The sequence below is a fragment of the Roseococcus sp. GW821-FHT12F05 genome (assembly GCF_058806835.1).
Map to the genome: position 1 here is coordinate 62,280 of NZ_JBXAQB010000021.1, position 20,581 is coordinate 82,860.

Below are 20,581 nucleotides of genomic sequence, written 5' to 3' on the forward strand. Positions count from 1 at the left end.
GATTCGGAGGAGAACGCCACCGACAGTTGCAGGTCAGTGGCCGGCGTGGCGCGTGTTGTAGATCTGCAGCTGCGCGTTCACCGCGCTGAGCAGCGGGGCCTGGACGCCGGCTTCCGTGCCGCGGCGGATCAGGTCGCCGATGATGTGGTCCACCTCCAGCCGCGGCACGCTCTGCTCGATGTCACGCATCATCGAGGCGGCCCAGCGCGAGGCGGGATCGGTGAGCTGCCTGTTCACCTGGTCCAGGGAAGGCTGGCGCGGCGCATGGCCCAGCGCGGTCACGATGCCGCGCGTCTCGGCCATGATCCCCTCGGCGGTGGCGAGGCCGGTAGAGGTCGCCATGATCTCGCCGACCGTCGCGCGCATCAGCGAGGTGAGGCCGGCGCCGGCCGCGATCATCGCCCATTTCTCCCAGAGCGCCTGGACGATCTCCTTCGTCGCCGTGGCGTTCACCCTGGTGCCCGCGAAGGCCTGGGCGAGCTCCTGCGCGCGCGGCGAATCCCGGCCTTCGCGGTCGCCGAAGAGGATGGTGTCGTTCGGGCTCGTGTGGCGGATGGAGCCGTCGGCGGCGAGCGAGGTCGCGATGTAGCAGACGCCGCCCAGCACGCGCTCCGCGCCGAAGCGGGCGTCCAGCGCGTCGAAATGCGCCATGCCGTTGAGGATGGGCAGCACGGCCGTGCCGGCGCCGACCGCGGGGGCGATGGCATCCATCGCGCCGTCGAGGTCGAAGGCCTTGCAGGTCAGGAAGACGAGGTCGTAGGGCGCGCGGACCTCCTCGGCGAGAACCGTCGGGATCCTGCGCTGCAGCACCTCGCCGCGGCTGTGCACGACGAGCCCGTCGCGCGCCAGGATCTCCGCGCGCTTCGGGCGCACGAGGAAGGTCACGTCCGCGCCGGCCCGGGCCAGGTGCATCCCGTAATAGCCGCCGATCGCGCCGGCGCCGAGGATCAGGATGCGCATCAGTGCACCGTCTCGATGGCGACCGCGGTCGCCTCGCCGCCGCCGATGCACAGGGCCGCGACGCCCTTGCGCTGCCCGCGTTCCTGGAGCGCGTGCAGCAGCGTCACGATGAGCCGCGCGCCCGTCGCGCCGATGGGATGGCCCAGCGCGCAGGCGCCGCCATGCACGTTCACCTTCTCGTGCGGCAGGCCGAGGTCGTGCATCGCGGCCATGGTGACGACGGCGAAGGCCTCGTTGATCTCGAAGAGGTCCACCTCGCCGGCCTCCCAGCCCACGCGGTCCAGCAGCTTGCGGATGGCCGGGGCGGGGGCGGTGGTGAACCATTCCGGAGCCTGGCTGTGCGTCGCGTGGCCGAGGATCTTCGCCAGGACCGGCAGGCCCTGCTTCTCGGCGTTGGAGAGCGTCGTCAGCACCAGCGCGGCCGCGCCGTCGGCATTGGCGCTGCTGCTGGCGGCGGTGACGGTGCCGTCCTTGGAGAAGGCGGGCTTCAGCGTCGGGATGCGCTCGGGCGAGAGCTTCTGGGGGATCTCGTCCTGCGCCACCTCGCCGACGGCGACCACCTGGCTGGCGAAGGCGCCTGACGTCACGGCCTCCTTGGCGCGGCGCAGCGTCTCCATGGCATAGACGTCCTGCTGGCCGCGCGAGAACTGGTAGCGCTCGGCTGTCGCCTCGCCGAAGCTGCCCATGGAGCGGCCGGTCTCGTAGGCGTCCTCCAGCCCGTCCAGGATCATGTGGTCGTACATCATGGCATGGCCGGCGCGGTAGCCGCTGCGCGCCTTATCGAGCAGGTAGGGCGCGCCCGACATGCTCTCCATGCCGCCGGCGACCACGATCCCCGCCGAGCCCACGCGCAGCAGGTCGTGCCCCAGCATCACCGCCTTCATGCCGGAGCCGCAGACCTTGTTGATCGTGGTGGCGCCGGTCGCGTCCGGCAGGCCGGCGCCGCGCGCTGCCTGGCGGGCCGGGGCCTGCTTGAGGCCGGCAGGGAGAACGCAGCCCATCAGCACCTCGTCCACGGCGTCGGGCGCGACGCCCGCGCGCTCGACGGCGGCGCGGATGGCGGCCGATCCGAGCTCCGGCGCGCGGACGCCCGCGAGCCCGCCCTGGAATTTCCCCAGCGGCGTGCGCACGGCGCTGGCGATGACGATGGGATCCTCGTGCATGGCTGACCTCCGGGGGCGGATGTTTTCGTGGCGACCGCCATCAATATGGATATTGATTGCGTTCGTCATCAAATCTGTCAAGGAGTGGGGCGAAAGGAAAAGCCGATGCGGGTTTCGAAGGAGAAGGCGGCCGAGAACCGCGCGCGCATCCTGGCGGAGGCCGGCCGGCTCTTCCGCGAGCGCGGCGTCTCGGGCGTCGGCGTGGATGCGCTGGCCGAGGCGGCGGGCCTCACCCATGGCAGCCTCTACAGCCAGTTCGGCTCCAAGGAGCAGCTGGCCGTCGAGGCGCTGACCGAGGCCTTCCGGCACAGCGGCGAGAAGCACGAGGGCAAGGACCTTGAGGGCTTCCTCGACCATTACCTCTCGCCGCGCCACCGCAAGGCGATCGGCGAGGGCTGCGCCATCTCCGCCCTCTGCGCCGAGATGCCGCGGCAGGCTCCGGCGCTGCGGCGCAGCTTCACCGAGGGACTTCGCGCCATGTTCGGCCGGGTCGGCGCCAAGCTCGCGGCGCGGCGCGGCGTGGCGGACGAGGAGGAGGCGCTGGCGGCGGTGTCCTCGCTGGTCGGCGCGCTGGTGCTGGCGCGCGCGGTGGACGATCCAGCGCTCTCGGAGCGCATCCTGGCGGCGACGAAGGCGCGGCTGCTGGACGCCTAGGAGGGCCTTGCCTTCATCACAGCGTCGCGATCACCGACCACCAGGCCCAGGCCGTCAGCATCGACAGCGGCACGCCCACGCCGATGAGCAGGGCGACGAGGTCGGGCTCCAACTCGTGGTCCATGGCGATGATGCTCGCTCCCAGCATGGGCGGCATCGCCATCTCCAGCATCGCGACCTTGGCGACGGGATCGCCCGCCTGGCCCAGCGCGAGATACATCGCCAGGATCGCCAGCGGAGCCAGCACCAGCCGGTAGCCGAGCCCCACGCCGAGCGCCGCGACGCGGCCGGCGATGCGGTCGAAGCGCAGCGCATAGCCCACGGCCGCCAGCGCGATCGGCGTCAGCGTGTCGGCGAGGGAGACGAAGATCTGCGTCAGCCAGTCCGGCCGCTCCAGATGGTTGGTGGCGAAGGCGATCAGGATCGCGAGGAAGGGCGGGAAGGTGGCGATCCGCTTCGCGACCGCGCGCCAGTCGAACCGCCCCGAGCTCGCGACCGTGGCGACGGCGAGGCCCAGCGTGGACAGCGCGAGGTAGGAGCCGAAGAGGTCGATGACGAGGCCGAGGCCGAGCCACTGGCTGCCGGCGAAGGCGGCGATCATGGGCAGGCCCACGAAGGAGGTGTTGCCCCAGCCGCCCACCAGCAGCAGCGCGCCGGCCCGCTGCCGCGTCCAGCCGAGGGCGCGGCAGAGCGGGACGATCAGCAGGATGGCGAGGATGGCGCCGATCCAGGGCGTCGCCGCGGCGAGCCACCAGTCGCCCGCCGGATCGAGGTCGTGCACGCTGCGCAGGGCGGCGGCGGGCAGCGCCACGTTGATGACCCAGCCGCCCAGCGCCTTGGTCGCCGTGTCCGGCAGCCGTCCCGACCAGCGCAGCGCGACGCCGATGGCCAGGCACAGGATGATCAAGGCGATTTGCTGCACGCGGCACCTCGGCGGATCGGTTGTCGATCCCGATCCGCGGCTGCGTCAGGACGGGCGGGGCGGGTGGCGCCGCGGCGATCCTCGCCGATTCCTCCGAGACCGTCAGCTCATTCGTGGGCAACCGGTGCGGGGCGATGCTACGCCTTCGCCGCCCCCAGGATTCCGCCACCCGCGGCCTGCAGCAGAACCGCGATGCGCTCGCCCTCGGGCTTCGGCTCCACCACGCGCAGCGGCTGCCCGAGCCAGGCGCCGACCTGCGCGATGCTGCGCACCACGTTCACGTCGGTGAGCTTGCGGCCGCTGTTCTCGCCGCTGCGCACCTCGGTCTCGTGGCGGGCGTCGTAGCCGATCAGCCAGACCGCCGCGACGCCCGTGCCGGCGCCGACCTGCACGGTGACGGAGGTCCTGTTGGGCGTGACGGTGATCGGCACGCGCGGCGCGTTGCGCGCGGCCTCGATGGCGGCAAGCACCGCGGCCCGGTCGGAGCCGACGGCGTCGGTCCGGCCCTGCACGACGAGCTGCGGCGTATAGACCTGGCCGCGGTAGCGCGAGCCCACCAGGGTCGAGGAATAGCGCCGCTGCCGGTCGGTGGCCTCGCGCATGGAGAAGCGGTCGCGCCAGCCGGTCCGGTCCCAATAGGTCACGTGGAAGGCGAGGGCGAGCACGTCGGGCCGGTCGCGCGCCAGCTCGCCGAGCAGGGCGTCGGCGGCCACGCAGGAGGAGCAGGACTGCGAGGTGAAGAGCTCGACCACCACCGGCTGGTCGGCGGCCCGGGCGGGGAGGGAAGCGCCGGCGAGCAAAGCTGGCGCGGCGAGGAAGCGTCGGCGGATCATGGGGCCTCCATGCGATGCCGGAACAGGCGTCGTCATGAAGTATACGCCCATCGAGAGCTGGAGGTTAGCTCAGGCTGCCGCCCGGGCCGGCACGCCGCGCGCGAGGCCGCCAAAGAGGTCCAGCATGCGCTCCATCCAGGCGTGGAGGGGGTCGCTCTCCTCCAGGATCCGGAGCGGGCTCACCACGCGGGCCCACATGAAGCCGCCGAACATGATGTAGTCGGCGTAATCAGGGGATGCGCCGGCCACATAGGGCTGCTGCATCAGCACGGCGCGCAGCGGCTGCAGGGTGGCGCGGAACTCGGGCAGCTTCGCCTCGCGATCGGCGGTCACCTGCTCGAGCGACATGCCGAAGCGCTTCTCCCGGCTTTCGACGAAATACTTTTTCTCGTTCTCGCCGAGCAGGCCGGGGATGTCGGAGACGATGAGCTTCACGAGGCCGGCATTCAGCACGCGGTCGGCCCAGGAGGCGGTGAAGCGCAGGCTCGCGGAGTTGCCGGGGAAGAGCGCGGGCCGGTCGGGATAGGCGCGGTCCAGGTACTCGGCGATGGCCCAGCTGTCGGCCACGGTCTGGTCGCCGTCGATCAGCACGGGCACGGTCTTCGAATTGGCGAAGGCGATGGCCTCGCTCTGCGTGAAGCGCCAGGGGATGGTCTCGGTGTCGAGGCCCTTATGCGCCAGCGCCATGCGGATGCGCCAGCAATAGGGGCTGAAGCGGCGCTCCGGATCGGTGCCGCAGAGCTCGAAGAGTTTTCGCTGTGCCATGGAGTTCCCCGTTCCGGCTCGGACGATACGGAACAGGCCTGCGAAGGGCAAATCCGGTCGGGCGGGACGCGCCGGCGCCGGCTATGGATGACCCGATGAAGGACGCGGCACGAAACTACCATGCCCGGATGCAGCGGGTGCTGGCGCATATCGACGCGCATCCCGCCGGCGACCTGAGCCTCGAGGCGCTGGCCGATGTCGCGGCCTTCTCGAAGTTCCACTTCGCCCGGCAGTTCTCCGAGCTCTTCGGCCTGTCCCCGGCGCGCTACGTGCAGCTCGTGCGGGTGCGGCAGGCCTCCTGGCGCCTCGCCTTCCATGGCGACACCGCGATCACCGAGCTGGCCTTCGACAGCGGCTTCGACACGCCCGAGGGGTTCTCCCGCGCCTTCAAGCGACACACCGGCCGGATACCGAGCGCATTCCGCGACGATCCGATCCTGCCATCGCATGGGGAGAGCCCGCGCATGCCGACCGAAGCCGAAGTGCGGATCGTGGATTTTCCGGCGACGCCGGTGGCGCTGCTGGAGCATCGCGGCGATCCCGCCCGGATCTGGGAAGCGGTGCGCGCCTTCATCGCCTGGCGCCGCCGCGCGGGCCTGCCGCCCTCGGTCAGCGCGACCTTCAACGTCTTCCACGGCGAGGACCGCATCGACCTTTGCGCCGCGACCGACCGTGAGATCGCCCCCAATCCCGAGGGCGTTCGCGCAGGCCTCATTCCCGGCGGACGCTGCGCGGTGCTGCGCCATGTCGGGCCGGCCGAGGATCTGCGCTGGGCGGGGCGACTGCTCTATGCGGACTGGCTGCCCGGCGGTGGCGAGGAGCCGCGCGATTTTCCCCTGTTCGTGCAGCGAATCCGCTTCCATCCGGAGGTTCCCCAGCACGAGGCGGTGACGGACGTCTTCCTGCCGCTGCGGTGACGGCCGCGGCGGCTGGGCAGAATCTTCGCATTCTGCCTCTTTGCGATCGCCGTGCGGCCGCTCCGGGCGCTTTCGATGGCGGCGCAGGCATTGCCGGTTCCGGACGGCTGCTCCAGGGTTCCGCCCGTCGAACGGAAAAGGTTTTTCATGCGGCGTCCCACCCTGGCGCGACGAGTGGTGCTCTCCCTGCTGGCCGCGCCGGCTGTCGCCTCCGCGCAATCCTGGCCCAATCGCCCCATCCGCCTGATCGTGCCCTTCCCGCCGGGCGGCGGCGTGGACCTCACGGGGCGCCTGCTGGCCGAGCCGCTGGGGCGCAACCTCGGGCAGCCCGTGGTGGTGGAGAATCGCGGCGGCGCGGGCGGGGTGATCGGCGTCGAGGCGCTCTCCCATGCCGCGCCGGATGGTTATACGCTTTCGCTGACCGGCGCGGGCACGCTGACCGTCGGCCCGCATCTGCGCCCGCTGCCCTATGAGCCGCTGGGCCTCGCGAACATCACGCGGCTGGTGCGGATGCCTTTCATCCTGGCCGTGCGCACGGACCTGCCGGCACAGACATTGCCGGAGTTCATCGCCCTCGCGAGGCAGGGCAACCTCCGCTACGCGAGCGGCGGCGCCGGCACCAGCCAGCACCTCACCGGCGAGCTGTTCAACCAGTCGGCCGGCGTGCGCATCGAGCACGTGCCCTATCGCGGCACCGGCCCCGCGCTGAACGACCTCGCGGCCAAGGTGGTGGACGCCTATTACGGCGACCCCGCGACGCTGACCCTCATCAACGGCGGCCAGGCGCGCGCCATGGCCGTGACCTCGCCCGAGCGCTGGCCGCTGCTGCCGAACACGCCCGCCGTCGCCGAGGCCGTGCCCGGCTTTGCCTCGGAGAACTGGTACGGGCTCGTGGCGCCGGCCGGCACGCCCGAGGCGATCCAGGACCGCATCCATGCGGAGGTGATGCGCGTCTTCGAGGACCCCGCCTGGAAGCGCCGTTTCGACGAGGCGGGTCTCACCCCCGCGCCCATGCCGCGCGCCGACTACGTGGCGTTCCTCCGCGCGGACACCGAAGTCTGGGGGCGCGTCGTGCGCGCCGGCAACATCAGGATCAACGACTGAGATGCAGCATCGCCTGGCCGTCGACATCGGCGGCACCTTCACCGACCTCGTGCTCGAAGCGCCGAGACGAAGCTATTCCCACAAGCTGCTGACCACGCCCGACGCGCCGGAGCGCGCGGTGATCGAGGGCACGCGGTTGCTGCTGGAATCGGCCGGCGTGGAACCCTCGGCGATCGGCCTTGTGCTGCACGGCACGACGCTGGCGACCAATGCGCTCATCGAGCGGAAGGGCGCGAAGACGGCGCTGATCACCACCCAGGGATTCCGCGACAGCATCGAGATCGCCTACGAGCACCGCTTCGCGCAATACGACCTGACCATGGAGCGCCCCGCGCCGCTGGTGCCGCGCGCGCTGCGCTACACGGTGCCCGAGCGCATCGCGGCCGATGGCGGCGTGCTGCTGGAGCTGGACGAGGCGGCGCTGCGCGCGGTCTGCGGGCAGGCGAAGGCGGATGGCGTCACCGCGATCGCGATCTGTTTCCTGCACTCCTTCACCAACGACGCGCATGAGCGCCGCGCGGCGGAGATCGTGGCGGAGATGCTGCCGGGCGTGTCGCTCTCGCTCTCCTGCGAGGTCTGCCCGGAGGTGCGCGAGTACGACCGCGCCAGCACCACCATCGCCAACGCCTATGTGCGGCCGCTAATGGACGGCTATCTTGCCGGCATCGAGCAGGGGCTGCGCGGCCTCGGCCTCGATGCGCCCGTGCTGATGATGATGTCCTCGGGCGGTTTGTGCACCGTGGGCGCCGCGCGGCGCTTCCCCGTGCGGCTGGTGGAGAGCGGCCCGGCGGGCGGCGCCATCCTCGCGCGCCACGTGGCGGCGCAGAACGCGCTGGACCGCGTGCTGGCCTTCGACATGGGCGGGACGACCGCGAAGCTGACGCTCATCGACCATGGAAAATTCCACATGGCGCGCAGCTTCGAGGTCGCGCGCGCCTACCGCTTCGTGCAGGGCAGCGGGCTGCCGATCCGCATCCCCGTGATCGAGCTGGTGGAGATCGGCGCCGGCGGCGGCTCCATCGCCCGCCACGACACGATGGGCCGCATCCAGATCGGTCCCGACAGCGCCGGCAGCGCACCGGGCCCGGCCTGCTATGGCCTGGGCGGCGCCTCGCCAACCGTCACGGATGCGGACCTGCTGCTGGGGCGGCTCGATCCGAACCTCTTCGCCGGCGGCACGATGAAGCTCGATCCCGATGCCTCGGACCGGGCCTTCGCGGCCATGGGCGCCAGCGCGCCGGTCGGCGTGGCCGAGATCGTGGACGAGACCATGGCCAGCGCGGCCCGCGTCCATGCCGTCGAGAACGGCGAGGACACCGCCGGCCGCACCATGATCGCCTTCGGCGGCGCGGCGCCGCTGCATGCCGCGCGGCTCGCGCAAAAGCTCGGCATCGCGAAGGTGCTGGTGCCGCGAGGCGCCGGCGTGGGCTCGGCCTATGGCTTCCTGCAGGCGCCGATCGGCTTCGAGGTCGTGCGCACGCGCTACACGCGGCTCGACGCGATGGACGGCGCCTCGCTGGAGGCCATGTTCACGGAGATGCGCGCCGAGGCCGAGGAGGTCGTGCTCCAGGCCGCGCCGCCCGAGGGCCTGGTCGAGACCCGCACCGCCTTCATGCGCTATCGCGGCCAGGGGCATGAGATCGCCGTGCCCATCACGGGGAGCATCGATGCCACCACGCTGCACGACGCCTTCGTCGCCGCCTATCGCGGCATCTTCGGCCGCGCCATCCCAGGGCTGCAGCCGGAGATCATGACCTGGGCGCTCTCGCTGTCCCGGCCCGTGGCGGACCCGGCGGTGCTGGCGGAGCTGCCCTCCCTCGCGGCCCCCGCGCCCGAGCGCGAGCGCCCGCTCACCGACCCCGCCACCGGCCGCACCGACACGGCTGCCATCCACGTCCGCGACGCGCTGCCGCCGGGCGCCATGCTGAAGGGCCCCGCCCTCATCATCGAGGACGAGACCACCACCGTCGTGCCCGCGGGCTGGACCGCCCGCATCAACGCCGCCGAGCAGATCCTGCTGGAGTTCGCCGCATGAACCAGAACGACGACATCCGCTACCAGGTGATGTGGAACCGGCTTCTGTCGGTGGTCGAGGAGCAGGCCAAGACTCTCGTCCGCACCGCCTTCTCCACCTCCGCGCGCGAGGCCGGCGACATCTCCGCCGGCGTCTTCGACGTGGAGGGCCGCATGCTCGCCCAGGCCGTGACCGGCACGCCCGGCCACATCAACTCCATGGCCCGCAGCGTGAAGCACTTCCTGGCCAAGATTCCGGCCGAGACGATGAAGGAGGGCGACCACTACGTCACCAACGACCCCTGGCTCGGCACGGGGCATCTCTACGACATCGTCGTGACCTCGCCGGCCTTCCACAAGGGCAAGATGGTCGGGCTCTTCTCCTGCACCGTGCACGTGGTCGACATCGGCGGCATCGGCCTCGCGCCGGACGGGCGCCAGGTGTTCCACGAGGGCATCCGGATCCCGATCATGCCCTTGGCGCGCGAGGGCGTGGTGGACCAGTGGCTGGTGGACTTGGTCCGCGCCAATGTCCGCGAGCCCGTGCAGGTGGAGGGCGACATCTACGCCCTCATGGCCTGCAACGAAACCGGCGAGCGCCGCCTCTCCGCCATGCTGGCCGAGAACGGGCTCGACGACCTGGAGCTGCTGGGCGAGCACATCATCACCCGCTCGCGCGACGCCATGCTCAAGGAGATCGCGGCGCTCCCGAAGGGCACGTGGAAAAGCCACATGCGCATCGACGGCATGGAGGCGCCGATCGACCTGCACGCGACGCTCACCATCGCCGAGGACCACATCGCCGTGGACTATACCGGCACCTCCGGCCAGAGCAGCTTCGGCATCAACTGCCCGCTCTGCTACACCGACGCCTACACCGCCTTCGGCGTCCGCTGCATCATCGGCCCCGAGATTCCCAACAACGCCGGCACGCTGGACCTGATCCAGGTGACGGCGCCCGAGGGCAGCATCGTCAACGCGCTCTTCCCCGCGGCGGTGAACGCGCGCAGCACCATGGGGCACATGATGCCCGACGTGGTGTTCGGCGCGCTCGACCAGGCTTTGCCCGGCCGGGTGCCGGCGGAGGGGACGTCGAACCTGTGGAACCTGAAGCTGGGCGCGGGGCAGGGGCTCACGGGCGACACCCAGCGCCCCTTCATGGTGACGATGTTCCATTCCGGCGGCTCCGGCGCGCGGCCGGCGCAGGACGGGCTCTCCGCCACGCCCTATCCCTCCGGCGTGAAGAACGTGCCGGTGGAGGTGACGGAGACCGTGGCCCCGCTGGTCGTCTGGCGGAAGGACCTGCGCGATGATTCCGGCGGCGAGGGCAAGTATCGCGGCGGCGATGGCCAGATCATGGAGGTCGCGCATCGCCACGGCGAGGCCTTCGGCATCTTCGCCACCTTCGAGCGCGTGAAGTACCCGCCGCGCGGTCGTCACGGCGGCGGCAACGGCGCCAACGGCGTGGTGAAGCTGGCCTCGGGCGAGGTGCTGAAGGCCAAGGGCTTCCAGGTCATCCCCGCCGGCGACCGGCTGGTGGTGGAGATGCCCGGCGGCGGCGGCATGTTCCCCAAGGAGCCAACCTGACGGGAATGTGAAGGCTGCGGGAGGTCGTTACCTCCGTAGCAATCTTCGTTCGCTTCGTCGCGGACCGGACCTATCCTGACGGCCTGGATCAGGAGAACCGCGAATGCCCGACGATGCCGCCGAAACCGTGACGCCCGATGCCGTGCTGCAGCTCGGCATGGCCTTCTGGGGCTCCAAGGCGCTGCTCTCCGCCGTCGAGCTGGGCCTCTTCACGGAGCTGGCCGCGCAGGGCCCGAGCGACGGGGCCACGCTCGTCGGCCGCCTCGGCCTGCATGGGCGCGGCGCCAACGATTTTCTCGATGCGCTGGTCGCCCTGGGCATGCTCACGCGCGACGATTCCGGCCGCTACGCCAACACGCCACAGACCGCGACGTATCTCGACGCGGCCAGGCCCTCCTATCTCGGCGGGCTGCTGGAGATGGCCAACCGCCGCCTCTACCCCTTCTGGGGCCGCCTTACCGAGGCCCTGACGACGGGCAAGCTCCAGAACGAGGCGCGCGAGGGCGGCGACGACCTCTTCGAGGCCATCTATGCCGACGAGGACACGCTGGAGGTCTTCCTCCGCGCCATGAGCGGTGTGAGCCGGCCGACCGCCCGCGTCCTCGCCGAGCGCTTCCCCTGGGCCGGGTATCGCAGCTTCGCCGATGTCGGCTGCGCCCAGGGCGCGCTGGTCGCCACGATCGCCCAGGCCCATCCGCATCTCGCGCCCTTCGGCTTCGACCTGCCGCCGGTCGGCCCCGTCTTCGAGCGCCACATGGCCGAGGTCGGCCTGGCGGACCGCGCCCGCTTCCTGCCCGGCGACTTCTTCACCGGCGCGCTGCCCTCCACCGAGGTGCTGGTGATGGGCCACATCCTCCATGACTGGGGGCTGGAGGAGAAGATGATGCTCCTGCGCAAGGCGCTGGACGCGCTGCCGCCCGGCGGCGCGCTGATCGTCTATGACGCGATGATCGACGACGGCAGGCGCCAGAACGCCTTCGGCCTGCTGATGAGCCTGAACATGCTGATCGAGACCAAGGGCGGTTTCGACTACACCGGCGCGGATTGCGTCGGCTGGGCGCTGGAGGCCGGCTTCGCCGAGGCCAGGGTGCACCACCTGACCGGTCCCTATTCGATGATGGTGGCGAAGAAGGCGAAATAGCCCCCTCGCCGTGTAACGCATTGCCGCGATGTGCGATCCGCGCTTTGCGGCAGGCTCAGCGGCGCCTATCTGAGGCCAGCGCGCGCCACGCTTGATGTGGGTTTGCGCCCCATCAGGATTCCGAAAGTGCCCTTTCCCACGCTCGCCGCGCCCATCGCGGCCGCCCTCGCCGAACGCGGCTATGCCGAGCCCACTGCCGTCCAGGCCGCCGTGCTCGAGGCCGCGACCGCCGGCCGCGACCTCCTCGTCTCCGCCCAGACCGGCTCGGGCAAGACGGTCGCCTATGGCCTGGCCATCTCGCGCGACCTGCTCGGCGAGGCCGAGCGGCTGCCCTCCGCCGGCCTGCCTCTCGCCCTCGTCGTCGCTCCCACCCGCGAGCTGGCCCTCCAGGTCCAGACCGAGCTGAACTGGCTCTATGCCCGTGCCGGGGGCCGGGTGATCTCCTGCGTCGGCGGCATGGACCCGATGACCGAGCGCCGCCAGCTCGCCCATGGCGCGCATATCGTGGTCGGCACCCCCGGCCGCCTGCGCGACCATATCGAGCGTGGGAACCTTCGCCCAGCCTCCATGCGTGCGGTGGTGCTGGACGAGGCGGACGAGATGCTCGACCTCGGCTTCCGCGAGGACCTCGAGGCGATCCTGGAGTCCCTGCCGGCCGAGCGCCGCACGCTGCTCTTCTCGGCCACCGTGCCGCGGCCGATCGCGCAGCTCGCGAAGAACTTCCAGCGCGACGCGCTGCGCATCGCCGCCACCGGCGAGGGCAGCCAGCACAGCGACATCGAGTACCGCGCCCTCTCCGTCGCCCCCGGCGAGATGGAGCGCGCGGTGGTCAACACGCTGCGCTACCTCGATCCGCGCACGGCCATCGTCTTCTGCACCACCCGCGCCGCGGTGAACCGGCTGCACGGCAACCTGGTCGAGCGCGGCTTTTCCGCGGTCGCGCTCTCCGGCGAGCTCTCCCAGGCCGAGCGCACCCGCGCCATGCAGGGCCTGCGCGACGGCCGCGCCCGCGTCTGCGTGGCCACCGACGTCGCCGCCCGCGGCCTGGACCTGCCGGACCTGGCGCTGGTCATCCACGCCGACCTGCCGAACGATCCGGAGACTCTCCTCCACCGCTCGGGCCGGACGGGCCGCGCGGGGAAGAAGGGCATCAGCGCGCTGGTCGTGCCGCACAACCGCCGCCGCATCGCCGAGCGCCTGCTGATGGGCGCCAAGGTGCGGGCCGAGTGGTCGCCCGCTCCCTCCGCCGAGGACATCCACGCCAAGGATGTCGAGCGTCTTGCCGAGACGGCGACCACCATGCTCGATCAGATGCCCGAGGAGGCCGACCTGGCCCTCGGCCGCCGCCTGCTGGAGGGCCGCAACCCCGAGGCCGTCGCCGCGGCGCTCGCCAAGCTGCTGCGCGCGCACCTGCCGGCGCCCGAGGAACTGGCTGGACCGGTGCAGTACGCGCCCCGCGCCGAGCGGGACTACCAGCGTCCTGTCGCCCAGGCCCCGCGCGACTACCCGGCCCAGGCGCCCGTCGCCGTCGAGGGCGTGTGGTTCCGCATGAATGTGGGCCGCAGCAACCAGGCCGATCCGAAGTGGATTCTGCCCTTCCTCTGCCATCGCGGACATGTGACGCGCGACGCCATCGGCCAGATCCGCATCCTCGACCGCGAGACCCGCTTCGAGGTGGCGCCCCACCTGGCGGACCGCTTCGCCATCGCCGCGGCCAAGCCGGGCCAGGACGACGCGCATATCCGCATCGAGCCGGCGGCCTCCGCGGGACCAGCCGACCGCGCCCCGCATGCGGCCGGTCCGCGCCCGCCCTATGCCGGCAAGCCACGTCCCGCCTACCAGGGCAAGCCGCGCGCGGCCGACGGGGCCAAGAAGCGCTCCGCGACGTCGCGTCCGCCGCGCTCGTAGGGGGCACGCCCATTCCGTTGTGAAGGCCCAACGGTTCGGGCTAGATGCGGGCCGCCTTCGCAAAGCGCCCGCAGATGACGACAGCAGCCCTCCCCCAGGGAATCGACGCCGCTTCCCTGACGGTGGCGCTGCGGCGATCGGGCCTGCCCGGCGAGCGCCGGGTCAGCCAGGTCTCGGTCCTCAAGGCCTTCCCGACGATCCTGTCCCATATCTTCCGGCTGCGCCTGACCTATGACGGCGAGGCCGCCGGGCTTCCCGAGACGTTCATTCTGAAGGCCGGCCTGCTCGAACGCGCCGGCGGCCCCTGGAAGGCCGGGCGGCAGGAGGTCGACTTCTATGCGCGGGTCGGCTCGGCGACGCCGGCGGGCCTCGTCCCGCGCTGCTTCGACTCCCATTGGGATCCGGCCACCGGCGCCTGGCACCTCCTGCTGGAGGACCTGACCGACACCCACCGAATCGCGACACCCTGGCCGCTGCCGCCGGAGCTGCCGGATGCCGTGGCCATCATCCGGGCCCGGGCGCGCTTCCACGCGGCCTGGTGGGACCATCCGCGCCTCGGCACGGAGGTCGGAAGCTGGACGGACGAGGCCGGCATGGGCCAATGGCTCCAGCGCCTGGCGGCGAATTATGAGCGTTTCGCCGAGCAGGCCGGCGACGGCCTGTCGGCCGATCGGCGCGAGCTCTATGCGCGGCTGCTCGATGCGGCGCCGAAGCTGGTCGGGCGCTACCACCGCCATCGCCACATGACGGTCATCCAGGGCGACGCGCATGTCTGGAACTGCTTCCTGCCGAAGCAGCAGGGCGCTGGCCAGGCGAGGCTCTTCGATTGGGATTCCTGGTCGGTCAACGTCGCGACCATCGACCTCGCCTATATGATGGCGGTCCACTGGTATCCAGAGATGCGCCGCGGGCGGGAAGGCCATCTGCTCGACGTCTACCACGCCGAGCTGCTGATTCAGGGCATCGGCGGCTACGACCGCCGCGCCCTGCAGGAGGATTACCGCCTCTCCGTGCTCTGGCAGGTCACGACGCCGATCCAGCAGCAGGCCTTCGGAATTCCGCCGCTGATCTGGTGGAACAACCTGGAGCGCGTCCACATGGCCGCCGAGGATCTGGATTGCCGGGCGCTGCTCGGCTGAGCCCGGCTCTGGGGTCAGCCGGCCGGGCGTCTCAGCCGCTGGCCTTGGTCCTGCTCCGCCCCAGCCCGAACCCCTTGGCGAGCTCGGAGCGCCGGGCGGCGTAGTTCGGCGCCACCATCGGATAGTCGGACGGCAGGCCCCACTTCGCGCGGTATGCGTCGGGGGTCAGGCCATAGGAGGACAGGTGCCGCTTGAGCATCTTCAGCTTTTTCCCGTCCTCGAGGCAGATCAGGTAGTCCCGCGTGATGGACTTCTTCACCGGCACGGCCGGCTCTCTCGCCTCGGGCGCCGCCTCCGGAGTCGCGGTTGTCCCCAGCGCCGCCAGCGTGCGGTGCACCTCCGCGATCATCCGGGGCACATCGGTCGCGGAAACGGAATTGTTGGACAGGTGCGCCGAGACGATCCCGGCGGTGATGCCGAGCAGGTCGTCGGCGGGGTGGCTGTCGGACATGGAGATCTCCAGCTCGTGATTTGAATTTGCGCATCGGATCAATGCCCGGCGGCCCGGATCGGCGCAAAGGAAAAGGCCACGCGGGCCGGGGGGCGGCCCGCGTGGCTCAGTGTCCCGGACCCCCGGAGAGAGGGGGGAAAGGGGTCCGGGAAGCTCCGACGGTGTTAGCCCCGTGCGGGGATCTGCACCGCCACGAAGGCGCTCTGGCCCTCGCGGATGATCCGCAGCGCGACTGCCGCGCCCGGCTGGCGGCCGGCCTCGCGGATCGCCGTCGCCACGGCGTTCACGTCGACCACGTCGCGGCTGCCGACGCCCACGATCACGTCACCCTCGCGCAGTCCGGCCTCGGCGGCCGGGCTGTCGGGACGGACGCTCGCGACCACCGCGCCGCGGGTGCCCTCGGGCAGGTTCAGCGCCTGCCGGGCCTGCTCGTCGATCGGGGCCAGCGCCACGCCCACCGGGCCGCCGCGCTGCTGCTCGCGCTCGCCGCGCTGGCCGGGCTTGCCGCCGCGGGCGGGGCTGCCGTCGCCGTCCTGCAGCGTGGCCAGGGTCACGCTGAGGTCGCGGCTCTGGCCGTCACGCTGGACGGTCAGCTGGACCGTGCTGCCCGGGCGGCTGTCGCCGATCAGGCGGGCCAGGTCGCGCGGGTTGGCCACGGCCGTGTCGCCGACCTTGGTCACCACGTCGCCGGGGCGCAGGCCGCTGCGGGCGGCGGGGCTGTCCGGCTGGATGTCGCCGACCAGCGCGCCCTCGGGGCGCGGCAGGCGCATGGCGGTGGCCAGCGCCGGCGTCAGGTTCTGCGTCGTGGCGCCGAGGAAGCCGCGCTCCACGTGGCCATTGGCCTCGATCTGCGTCACCACCTGGCGGACCATGTTCGACGGGATGGCGAAGCCGATGCCGACCGAGCCGCCCGTCGGCGAGAAGATCGCCGTGTTCACGCCGATCACCGAGCCGTCCAGGGCGAAGAGCGGGCCACCGGAGTTGCCGCTGTTGATGGAGGCGTCGATCTGCAGGAAGTCGTCATAGGGGCCCTGGCCGATGTTGCGGCCGCGCGCCGAGACGACGCCCGTGGTCACCGTGCCGCCCAGGCCGAAGGGGTTGCCCACGGCCACCACCCAGTCGCCCACGCGGGCCCGGGCGCTGTCGCCGAGCTCGAGGAAGGGCAGGGGGGCGCCGGCGTCGACCTTCAGCACGGCGATGTCGGTGCGGGCGTCGCGGCCGACGATGCGGGCCGGCAGCTCGCGGCCGTCCTCCAGGGTCACGGTCACGGAGCCCGCGTCGCGGACCACGTGGTTGTTGGTGACGATGGTGCCGTCGGCCTTCACGACGAAGCCCGAGCCGAGGGCGCGGCCGCCGCGCGGACGCTCCTGACCCTGGCCGCGCTGCTGGCCCTGGTCGCCGAAGAAGCGGCGGAACATCTGGTCCTGCTCGCTGCCCTCGGGGAAGGGCGAGCGGCCGGAGACCTGGGCCACGCGCTCGGTCGCGGTGATGGTCACGACGGCCGGGCGGACGCGGTCCACGAGGTCGGCGAAGCCGGGCAGGGCCACGGCCTGGCGGGTGACGGGGGCGGGGTTGATCGGCTGGCTCTGGGCGCCGGCCTTGCCGTCCCAGAAGGCCAGGCCGCCGAGCGCGGTGCCGGCCATGAGCACGGCGGCGAAGCCGGCGCGGCGGCGGCGGGAGGGGGTGGAAGTCGTCGTCATGAAGCGTCTCTCCAGTTCATCGGTCACGGGACAGTCCCGCTTGGGATGACGGGAGCTTCGTCCCGGGACGCTGGAGGCGACGGGGAGCGACCATGAAGATCGTGTCAGAAATCTTTGCCCTCAAACGCCGGGCGCGCGCTCCGCGCGCTTGGCTTCGCCGCGCGACTGCGGCGCTTGTTGTGAAGTCAGTTGGGCGGTGCCGACCGCTGTGCGGCCGGATTCGTCGTTGGCGCGTTCGACCTGGCCGGTCGCGCAGCCGTCAGGGCGCCAGCGTCAGCCTCGCCCTGAAGCCCTTCCCGCCGGCGCCATCTTCCAGGACCAGCGTCCCGTCATGCGCCCGTGCCGCCGCGGCGACGAGCGCGAGGCCGAGGCCCGTCCCCGGCGTCGAGCGGCTGCGGTCCAGCCGGTGGAAGCGCCGGACCGCGGCCTCGCGCTCCTCGGCGGGGATGCCCGGCCCGTCGTCCTCGACCTCGATGACCGGACCCGGCCGCAGCCGCAGGACGATATCAGAGCCGCCATGGTGCACGGCGTTCTCGATGAGGTTCACCACCGCCTGCCGCAGCAGCGCCGCGTCGCCGGGCAGCGTGACCCCGGGGGCGATCTCCGTCCGCAGCGCCTTGCCGGCCTCCTCGGCCACGGGCGCGTAGATCTCCGCGCTGGTTTCCACGAGGGCGGAGAGGTCCACCGGCGCAAACCCCTGCCGCAGCACGCCGCTCTCGGCCCGGGCGATGCGCAGAAGCGCAGAGAAGCTGGCCAGCACGGCGTCCAGCTCGGCCATGGCGCGCTCCAGCACCTCCGCATCCGTATCAGGGTCGCGCGGCCCGGCCAGCGCGCCCTCCAGCAGCTGCCGCAGGCGGGAGAGGGGGCTGCGCAGGTCGTGCGCGATGTCGTCCGTCACCTGCCGCTGCGCGATCATCAGCCGCTCGATCCGGCCGAGCAGCGCGTTGAAGGTCTCGGTCAGCCGGTCGAACTCGTCGTCGCGGCCGCTGAGCGGCAGGCGGCGGGTGAGGTCGCCCTCCATCAGGTCGCGCGCGGCATCCGAGGCCGAGGCCAGCCGCCGCTCCATCCGCCCGGCCGCGACGAAGCCGAGCAGTAGCGCCAGCAGCGCTGCGGCGCCGCCGGCCATGGGTGGCGTCCAGGCCAGCGCCATGGCCGCCTTGTCCACCGGCGTGAGGTCGGCCGCCACGAGCAGCGTCGCGCCGCCCGGCAGCGTGCCGCCCAGCACGCGCAGGCTCGGCCGCTCGCCCGTGCCGGGGAGGTTGGCGAAGCCGCGCAGCGGCGGCGGCGCCTGGGGCAGGCGGCCGGCGATGATCCGCCCGTCCGGCGCCAGCAGCGCCACGAAGAGCGGGCCGCGCCGGCGCGCATAGGTCTCCACCGAGACGGCCAGCCCGCGCAGCCCGGTCTCCTCGAACTCGCGCACGAAGCCCTCCGCCTCGGCGGCGATGGCGAGGTCGAGCTGCTGGCGCAAGGCCGCTTCGGCCCGCCACCAGCCCCAGTAGGAGCCGAGCAGCGACAGCACGAGCATGACGGCGGCCGAGGCCGTCGCGGCGCGCAGCGCGAAGCTGGAAAGATGCCTCACACGTCGACGTTCCCGGGCGCCGAGAGCGCATAGCCTGCGCCGCGGACCGTGCGGATCATCGGCGCCTCGCCCGGCAGGTCCAGCTTTCGCCGGAGACGGCTGACATGCACGTCCACCACGTTGGTCGTGGGATCGAAGGAAAAGTCCCAGACCTTCTCCAGCAGCATGGTCCGCGTGATGACCTCGCCCGGATGCCGCATCAGGAATTCCAGCAGCCGCCATTCCGTCGGCAGCAGGTCGAGTTTTCTCGCGCCCCGCGTGACGACGCGCTGCAGCAGGTCCATGCGCAGCTCGCCGAGGCTCAGCACCGACTGCTCGGCCGGCGGTCCTGCGGGGCGGCGGGCTAGGGCACGGATGCGGGCGCGCAGCTCGGCGAAGGCGAAGGGCTTTCCGAGATAGTCGTCCGCCCCGGCCTCCAGCCCCTCCACGCGCTTCTCGACGTCGCCGAGCGCGGTCAGCATCAGGATGGGCGTGGTGATCCCGGCCAGCCGGAGGGCGCGGATGATGGAGAGCCCGTCCGGTCCCGGCAGCATCCGGTCGGTCACGATCACGTCGAAGGGCTCGTTCATCGCCAGGAACATGCCGTCGCGGCCGTTGTTGGCGTGGTCCACGACGTGGCCTTCCTCGCGCAGGCCCTTCGCGACGTAGCCGGCGGTGGTCTCGTCGTCCTCGATCAGGAGGATGCGCATGTTGCCCGTGCAGCCTGTTGGGCCGGCCAGCCTGCCATGAATCCCAGCCCGGCGGGAGAGAGAGGCAACCCGCGCCCCACCCGGGTGCTATGAACGGACATGCCCGAACCCGCTCCCGCCGCGCTCCACACCCAGCCGACCGGCCGGGCGCGGGACGTGCTCGCCGTCACCCACTCCACCACCTACCGCTACGCGGTTCCCGTGACCCTCGGTCCGCAGCGCCTGATGCTGCGCCCGCACGACAGCCACGACATGCGGCTGCTCTCCGCCTCGCTGACCCTCTCGCCGCCCGGCAGGCTGCGCTGGTTCCACGACGTCTTCGGCAACAGCATCGCCATGGCCGAGTTCGACGCGCCCACGCGCGGGCTCGTCATCCGCAGCGACCTCGTGGTGGAGCGCTTCGGCGACGAGCGGAACCGCGACATCGCCGCCGAGATCGCGCCCGAGGCCCGAAACTGGCCCTTCCTCTATTCCTCCGACGACCGCGCCGACCTCGGCACCATGATGATCGCGCAATACCCCGATCCCGGAGGCCGTGTCCTGCGCTGGGGGCAGGGCTTCGTGGCGGCCTATCCGACACCGACCCTGGGCCTGCTGCGCGACATCAACGCCAGCATCCAGGCCGGCTTCACCTATCGTGCTCGCGAGGAGGCCGGCACCCAGACGCCCATCGAGACGCTCGACGGCGGCTCGGGCACCTGCCGCGACTTCGCCGTGCTGATGATCGAGACCTGCCGCGCCCTGGGCTTCGGCGCCCGGCTCATCAGCGGCTACCTGCGCGTGCCGGAGGAGAGCGCGCTGCTCGGCGCCGGCTCCACCCATGCCTGGTGCGAGGTTTACCTGCCCGGCGCCGGCTGGATCGCGTTCGACCCGACCAACGGGCTGATGGGCAGCCGCGACCTGATCCGCGTGGCCACGGTGCGCGACATCCGCCAGGCGGCGCCGATCAGCGGCAGCTTCATCGGGCGCCCGGAGGATTTCCTGGGGATGGAGGTTTCGGTGGAGGTGCGCCCCGTCGCCCCGGGGGCGCTTCCGCCCGCGTGACTCCAGGGCCTA

18 protein-coding genes are annotated in these 20,581 nt (G+C 71.8%); 9 read left to right on the forward strand and 9 right to left on the reverse strand.

What is annotated here, in order from left to right:
- Positions 1-33: 33 nt before the first annotated feature.
- Positions 34-960 carry a ketopantoate reductase family protein gene (locus AC1ROY_RS31705; RefSeq protein WP_493152947.1) on the reverse strand — a complete coding sequence of 309 codons (927 nt, stop codon included), beginning with the start codon at positions 958-960 and terminating at the stop codon, positions 34-36.
- Positions 960-2,123, reverse strand: coding sequence for an acetyl-CoA C-acyltransferase (locus tag AC1ROY_RS31710; protein ID WP_493152948.1), 1,164 nt, complete (start codon positions 2,121-2,123; stop codon positions 960-962). Before AC1ROY_RS31710 ends, AC1ROY_RS31705 begins: the two co-directional genes overlap by 1 nt.
- 105 nt (positions 2,124-2,228) lie before the next feature.
- On the opposite strand from AC1ROY_RS31710, the gene AC1ROY_RS31715 reads away from it, so the two are divergent.
- Positions 2,229-2,777 (forward strand): TetR/AcrR family transcriptional regulator, encoded by a 549-nt coding sequence (locus tag AC1ROY_RS31715; protein WP_493152949.1) that lies wholly within the window; start codon positions 2,229-2,231, stop codon positions 2,775-2,777.
- A gap of 16 nt (positions 2,778-2,793) precedes the next feature.
- Here AC1ROY_RS31715 and AC1ROY_RS31720 read toward each other — a convergent pair whose 3' ends face one another.
- From AC1ROY_RS31720 to AC1ROY_RS31730, 3 genes are all read right to left on the reverse strand, one after another.
- On the reverse strand, positions 2,794-3,684 hold the full coding sequence (locus AC1ROY_RS31720; RefSeq protein WP_493152950.1) for an AEC family transporter: 891 nt from the start codon (positions 3,682-3,684) through the stop codon (positions 2,794-2,796).
- A 152-nt stretch (positions 3,685-3,836) separates the two neighbouring features.
- Positions 3,837-4,532, reverse strand: coding sequence for a DUF1223 domain-containing protein (locus AC1ROY_RS31725; protein WP_493152951.1), 696 nt, complete (start codon positions 4,530-4,532; stop codon positions 3,837-3,839).
- Positions 4,533-4,601: 69 nt separating this feature from the next.
- A complete protein-coding gene (locus AC1ROY_RS31730; RefSeq protein ID WP_493152952.1) occupies positions 4,602-5,297 on the reverse strand; it encodes a glutathione S-transferase family protein in 696 nt (231 codons plus the stop codon).
- A gap of 95 nt (positions 5,298-5,392) precedes the next feature.
- Between AC1ROY_RS31730 and AC1ROY_RS31735 the strand changes: the two genes are divergently transcribed.
- The 7 genes from AC1ROY_RS31735 to AC1ROY_RS31765 all read left to right on the forward strand — a co-directional run bounded on the left by AC1ROY_RS31735 (position 5,393) and on the right by AC1ROY_RS31765 (position 15,106).
- Complete coding sequence (locus tag AC1ROY_RS31735; protein WP_493152953.1) at positions 5,393-6,214, forward strand: AraC family transcriptional regulator; 822 nt, start codon at positions 5,393-5,395, stop codon at positions 6,212-6,214.
- Positions 6,215-6,361: 147 nt separating this feature from the next.
- Complete coding sequence (locus AC1ROY_RS31740) at positions 6,362-7,318, forward strand: Bug family tripartite tricarboxylate transporter substrate binding protein (protein ID WP_493152954.1); 957 nt, start codon at positions 6,362-6,364, stop codon at positions 7,316-7,318.
- A gap of 1 nt (position 7,319) precedes the next feature.
- Positions 7,320-9,353: a hydantoinase/oxoprolinase family protein gene (locus AC1ROY_RS31745; RefSeq protein ID WP_493152955.1), complete on the forward strand. Its 2,034-nt coding sequence runs from the start codon at positions 7,320-7,322 to the stop codon at positions 9,351-9,353.
- Positions 9,350-10,918 carry a hydantoinase B/oxoprolinase family protein gene (locus AC1ROY_RS31750; RefSeq protein WP_493152956.1) on the forward strand — a complete coding sequence of 523 codons (1,569 nt, stop codon included), beginning with the start codon at positions 9,350-9,352 and terminating at the stop codon, positions 10,916-10,918. The genes AC1ROY_RS31745 and AC1ROY_RS31750 overlap by 4 nt, the downstream gene beginning before the upstream one ends.
- A gap of 103 nt (positions 10,919-11,021) precedes the next feature.
- A complete protein-coding gene (locus AC1ROY_RS31755) occupies positions 11,022-12,059 on the forward strand; it encodes a methyltransferase (protein WP_493152957.1) in 1,038 nt (345 codons plus the stop codon).
- 126 nt (positions 12,060-12,185) lie between these two features.
- Positions 12,186-13,967: a DEAD/DEAH box helicase gene (locus tag AC1ROY_RS31760; RefSeq protein WP_493152958.1), complete on the forward strand. Its 1,782-nt coding sequence runs from the start codon at positions 12,186-12,188 to the stop codon at positions 13,965-13,967.
- A 74-nt stretch (positions 13,968-14,041) separates the two neighbouring features.
- Entirely contained in the window at positions 14,042-15,106 is a 1,065-nt protein-coding gene (locus AC1ROY_RS31765; protein ID WP_493152959.1) for a hypothetical protein, read from the forward strand.
- Between the two features lie 31 nt (positions 15,107-15,137).
- Here the strand turns inward: AC1ROY_RS31765 and AC1ROY_RS31770 are convergent, their stop codons facing one another.
- From AC1ROY_RS31770 to AC1ROY_RS31785, 4 genes are all read right to left on the reverse strand, one after another.
- Positions 15,138-15,557 (reverse strand): Ros/MucR family transcriptional regulator, encoded by a 420-nt coding sequence (locus AC1ROY_RS31770; RefSeq protein ID WP_493152960.1) that lies wholly within the window; start codon positions 15,555-15,557, stop codon positions 15,138-15,140.
- Positions 15,558-15,721: 164 nt separating this feature from the next.
- Positions 15,722-17,257: a Do family serine endopeptidase gene (locus AC1ROY_RS31775; RefSeq protein WP_493152961.1), complete on the reverse strand. Its 1,536-nt coding sequence runs from the start codon at positions 17,255-17,257 to the stop codon at positions 15,722-15,724.
- 259 nt (positions 17,258-17,516) lie between these two features.
- Positions 17,517-18,836: a sensor histidine kinase gene (locus tag AC1ROY_RS31780; protein WP_493152962.1), complete on the reverse strand. Its 1,320-nt coding sequence runs from the start codon at positions 18,834-18,836 to the stop codon at positions 17,517-17,519.
- Entirely contained in the window at positions 18,833-19,525 is a 693-nt protein-coding gene (locus tag AC1ROY_RS31785) for a winged helix-turn-helix domain-containing protein (protein WP_493152963.1), read from the reverse strand. Before AC1ROY_RS31785 ends, AC1ROY_RS31780 begins: the two co-directional genes overlap by 4 nt.
- A 99-nt stretch (positions 19,526-19,624) precedes the next feature.
- On the opposite strand from AC1ROY_RS31785, the gene AC1ROY_RS31790 reads away from it, so the two are divergent.
- Positions 19,625-20,569 (forward strand): transglutaminase family protein, encoded by a 945-nt coding sequence (locus AC1ROY_RS31790; protein ID WP_493152964.1) that lies wholly within the window; start codon positions 19,625-19,627, stop codon positions 20,567-20,569.
- Positions 20,570-20,581: the final 12 nt, after the last annotated feature.

Coding starts and splice junctions, on each gene's coding strand:
- AC1ROY_RS31705 (WP_493152947.1), bottom strand. CDS start 960: ATGCGCATCCTGATCCTCGGCGCCGGCGCGATCGGCGGCTATTACGGG.
- AC1ROY_RS31710 (WP_493152948.1), bottom strand. CDS start 2,123: ATGCACGAGGATCCCATCGTCATCGCCAGCGCCGTGCGCACGCCGCTG.
- AC1ROY_RS31715 (WP_493152949.1), top strand. CDS start 2,229: ATGCGGGTTTCGAAGGAGAAGGCGGCCGAGAACCGCGCGCGCATCCTG.
- AC1ROY_RS31725 (WP_493152951.1), bottom strand. CDS start 4,532: ATGATCCGCCGACGCTTCCTCGCCGCGCCAGCTTTGCTCGCCGGCGCT.
- AC1ROY_RS31730 (WP_493152952.1), bottom strand. CDS start 5,297: ATGGCACAGCGAAAACTCTTCGAGCTCTGCGGCACCGATCCGGAGCGC.
- AC1ROY_RS31735 (WP_493152953.1), top strand. CDS start 5,393: ATGAAGGACGCGGCACGAAACTACCATGCCCGGATGCAGCGGGTGCTG.
- AC1ROY_RS31740 (WP_493152954.1), top strand. CDS start 6,362: ATGCGGCGTCCCACCCTGGCGCGACGAGTGGTGCTCTCCCTGCTGGCC.
- AC1ROY_RS31745 (WP_493152955.1), top strand. CDS start 7,320: ATGCAGCATCGCCTGGCCGTCGACATCGGCGGCACCTTCACCGACCTC.
- AC1ROY_RS31750 (WP_493152956.1), top strand. CDS start 9,350: ATGAACCAGAACGACGACATCCGCTACCAGGTGATGTGGAACCGGCTT.
- AC1ROY_RS31755 (WP_493152957.1), top strand. CDS start 11,022: ATGCCCGACGATGCCGCCGAAACCGTGACGCCCGATGCCGTGCTGCAG.
- AC1ROY_RS31765 (WP_493152959.1), top strand. CDS start 14,042: ATGACGACAGCAGCCCTCCCCCAGGGAATCGACGCCGCTTCCCTGACG.
- AC1ROY_RS31770 (WP_493152960.1), bottom strand. CDS start 15,557: ATGTCCGACAGCCACCCCGCCGACGACCTGCTCGGCATCACCGCCGGG.
- AC1ROY_RS31775 (WP_493152961.1), bottom strand. CDS start 17,257: ATGACGACGACTTCCACCCCCTCCCGCCGCCGCCGCGCCGGCTTCGCC.
- AC1ROY_RS31785 (WP_493152963.1), bottom strand. CDS start 19,525: ATGCGCATCCTCCTGATCGAGGACGACGAGACCACCGCCGGCTACGTC.
- AC1ROY_RS31790 (WP_493152964.1), top strand. CDS start 19,625: ATGCCCGAACCCGCTCCCGCCGCGCTCCACACCCAGCCGACCGGCCGG.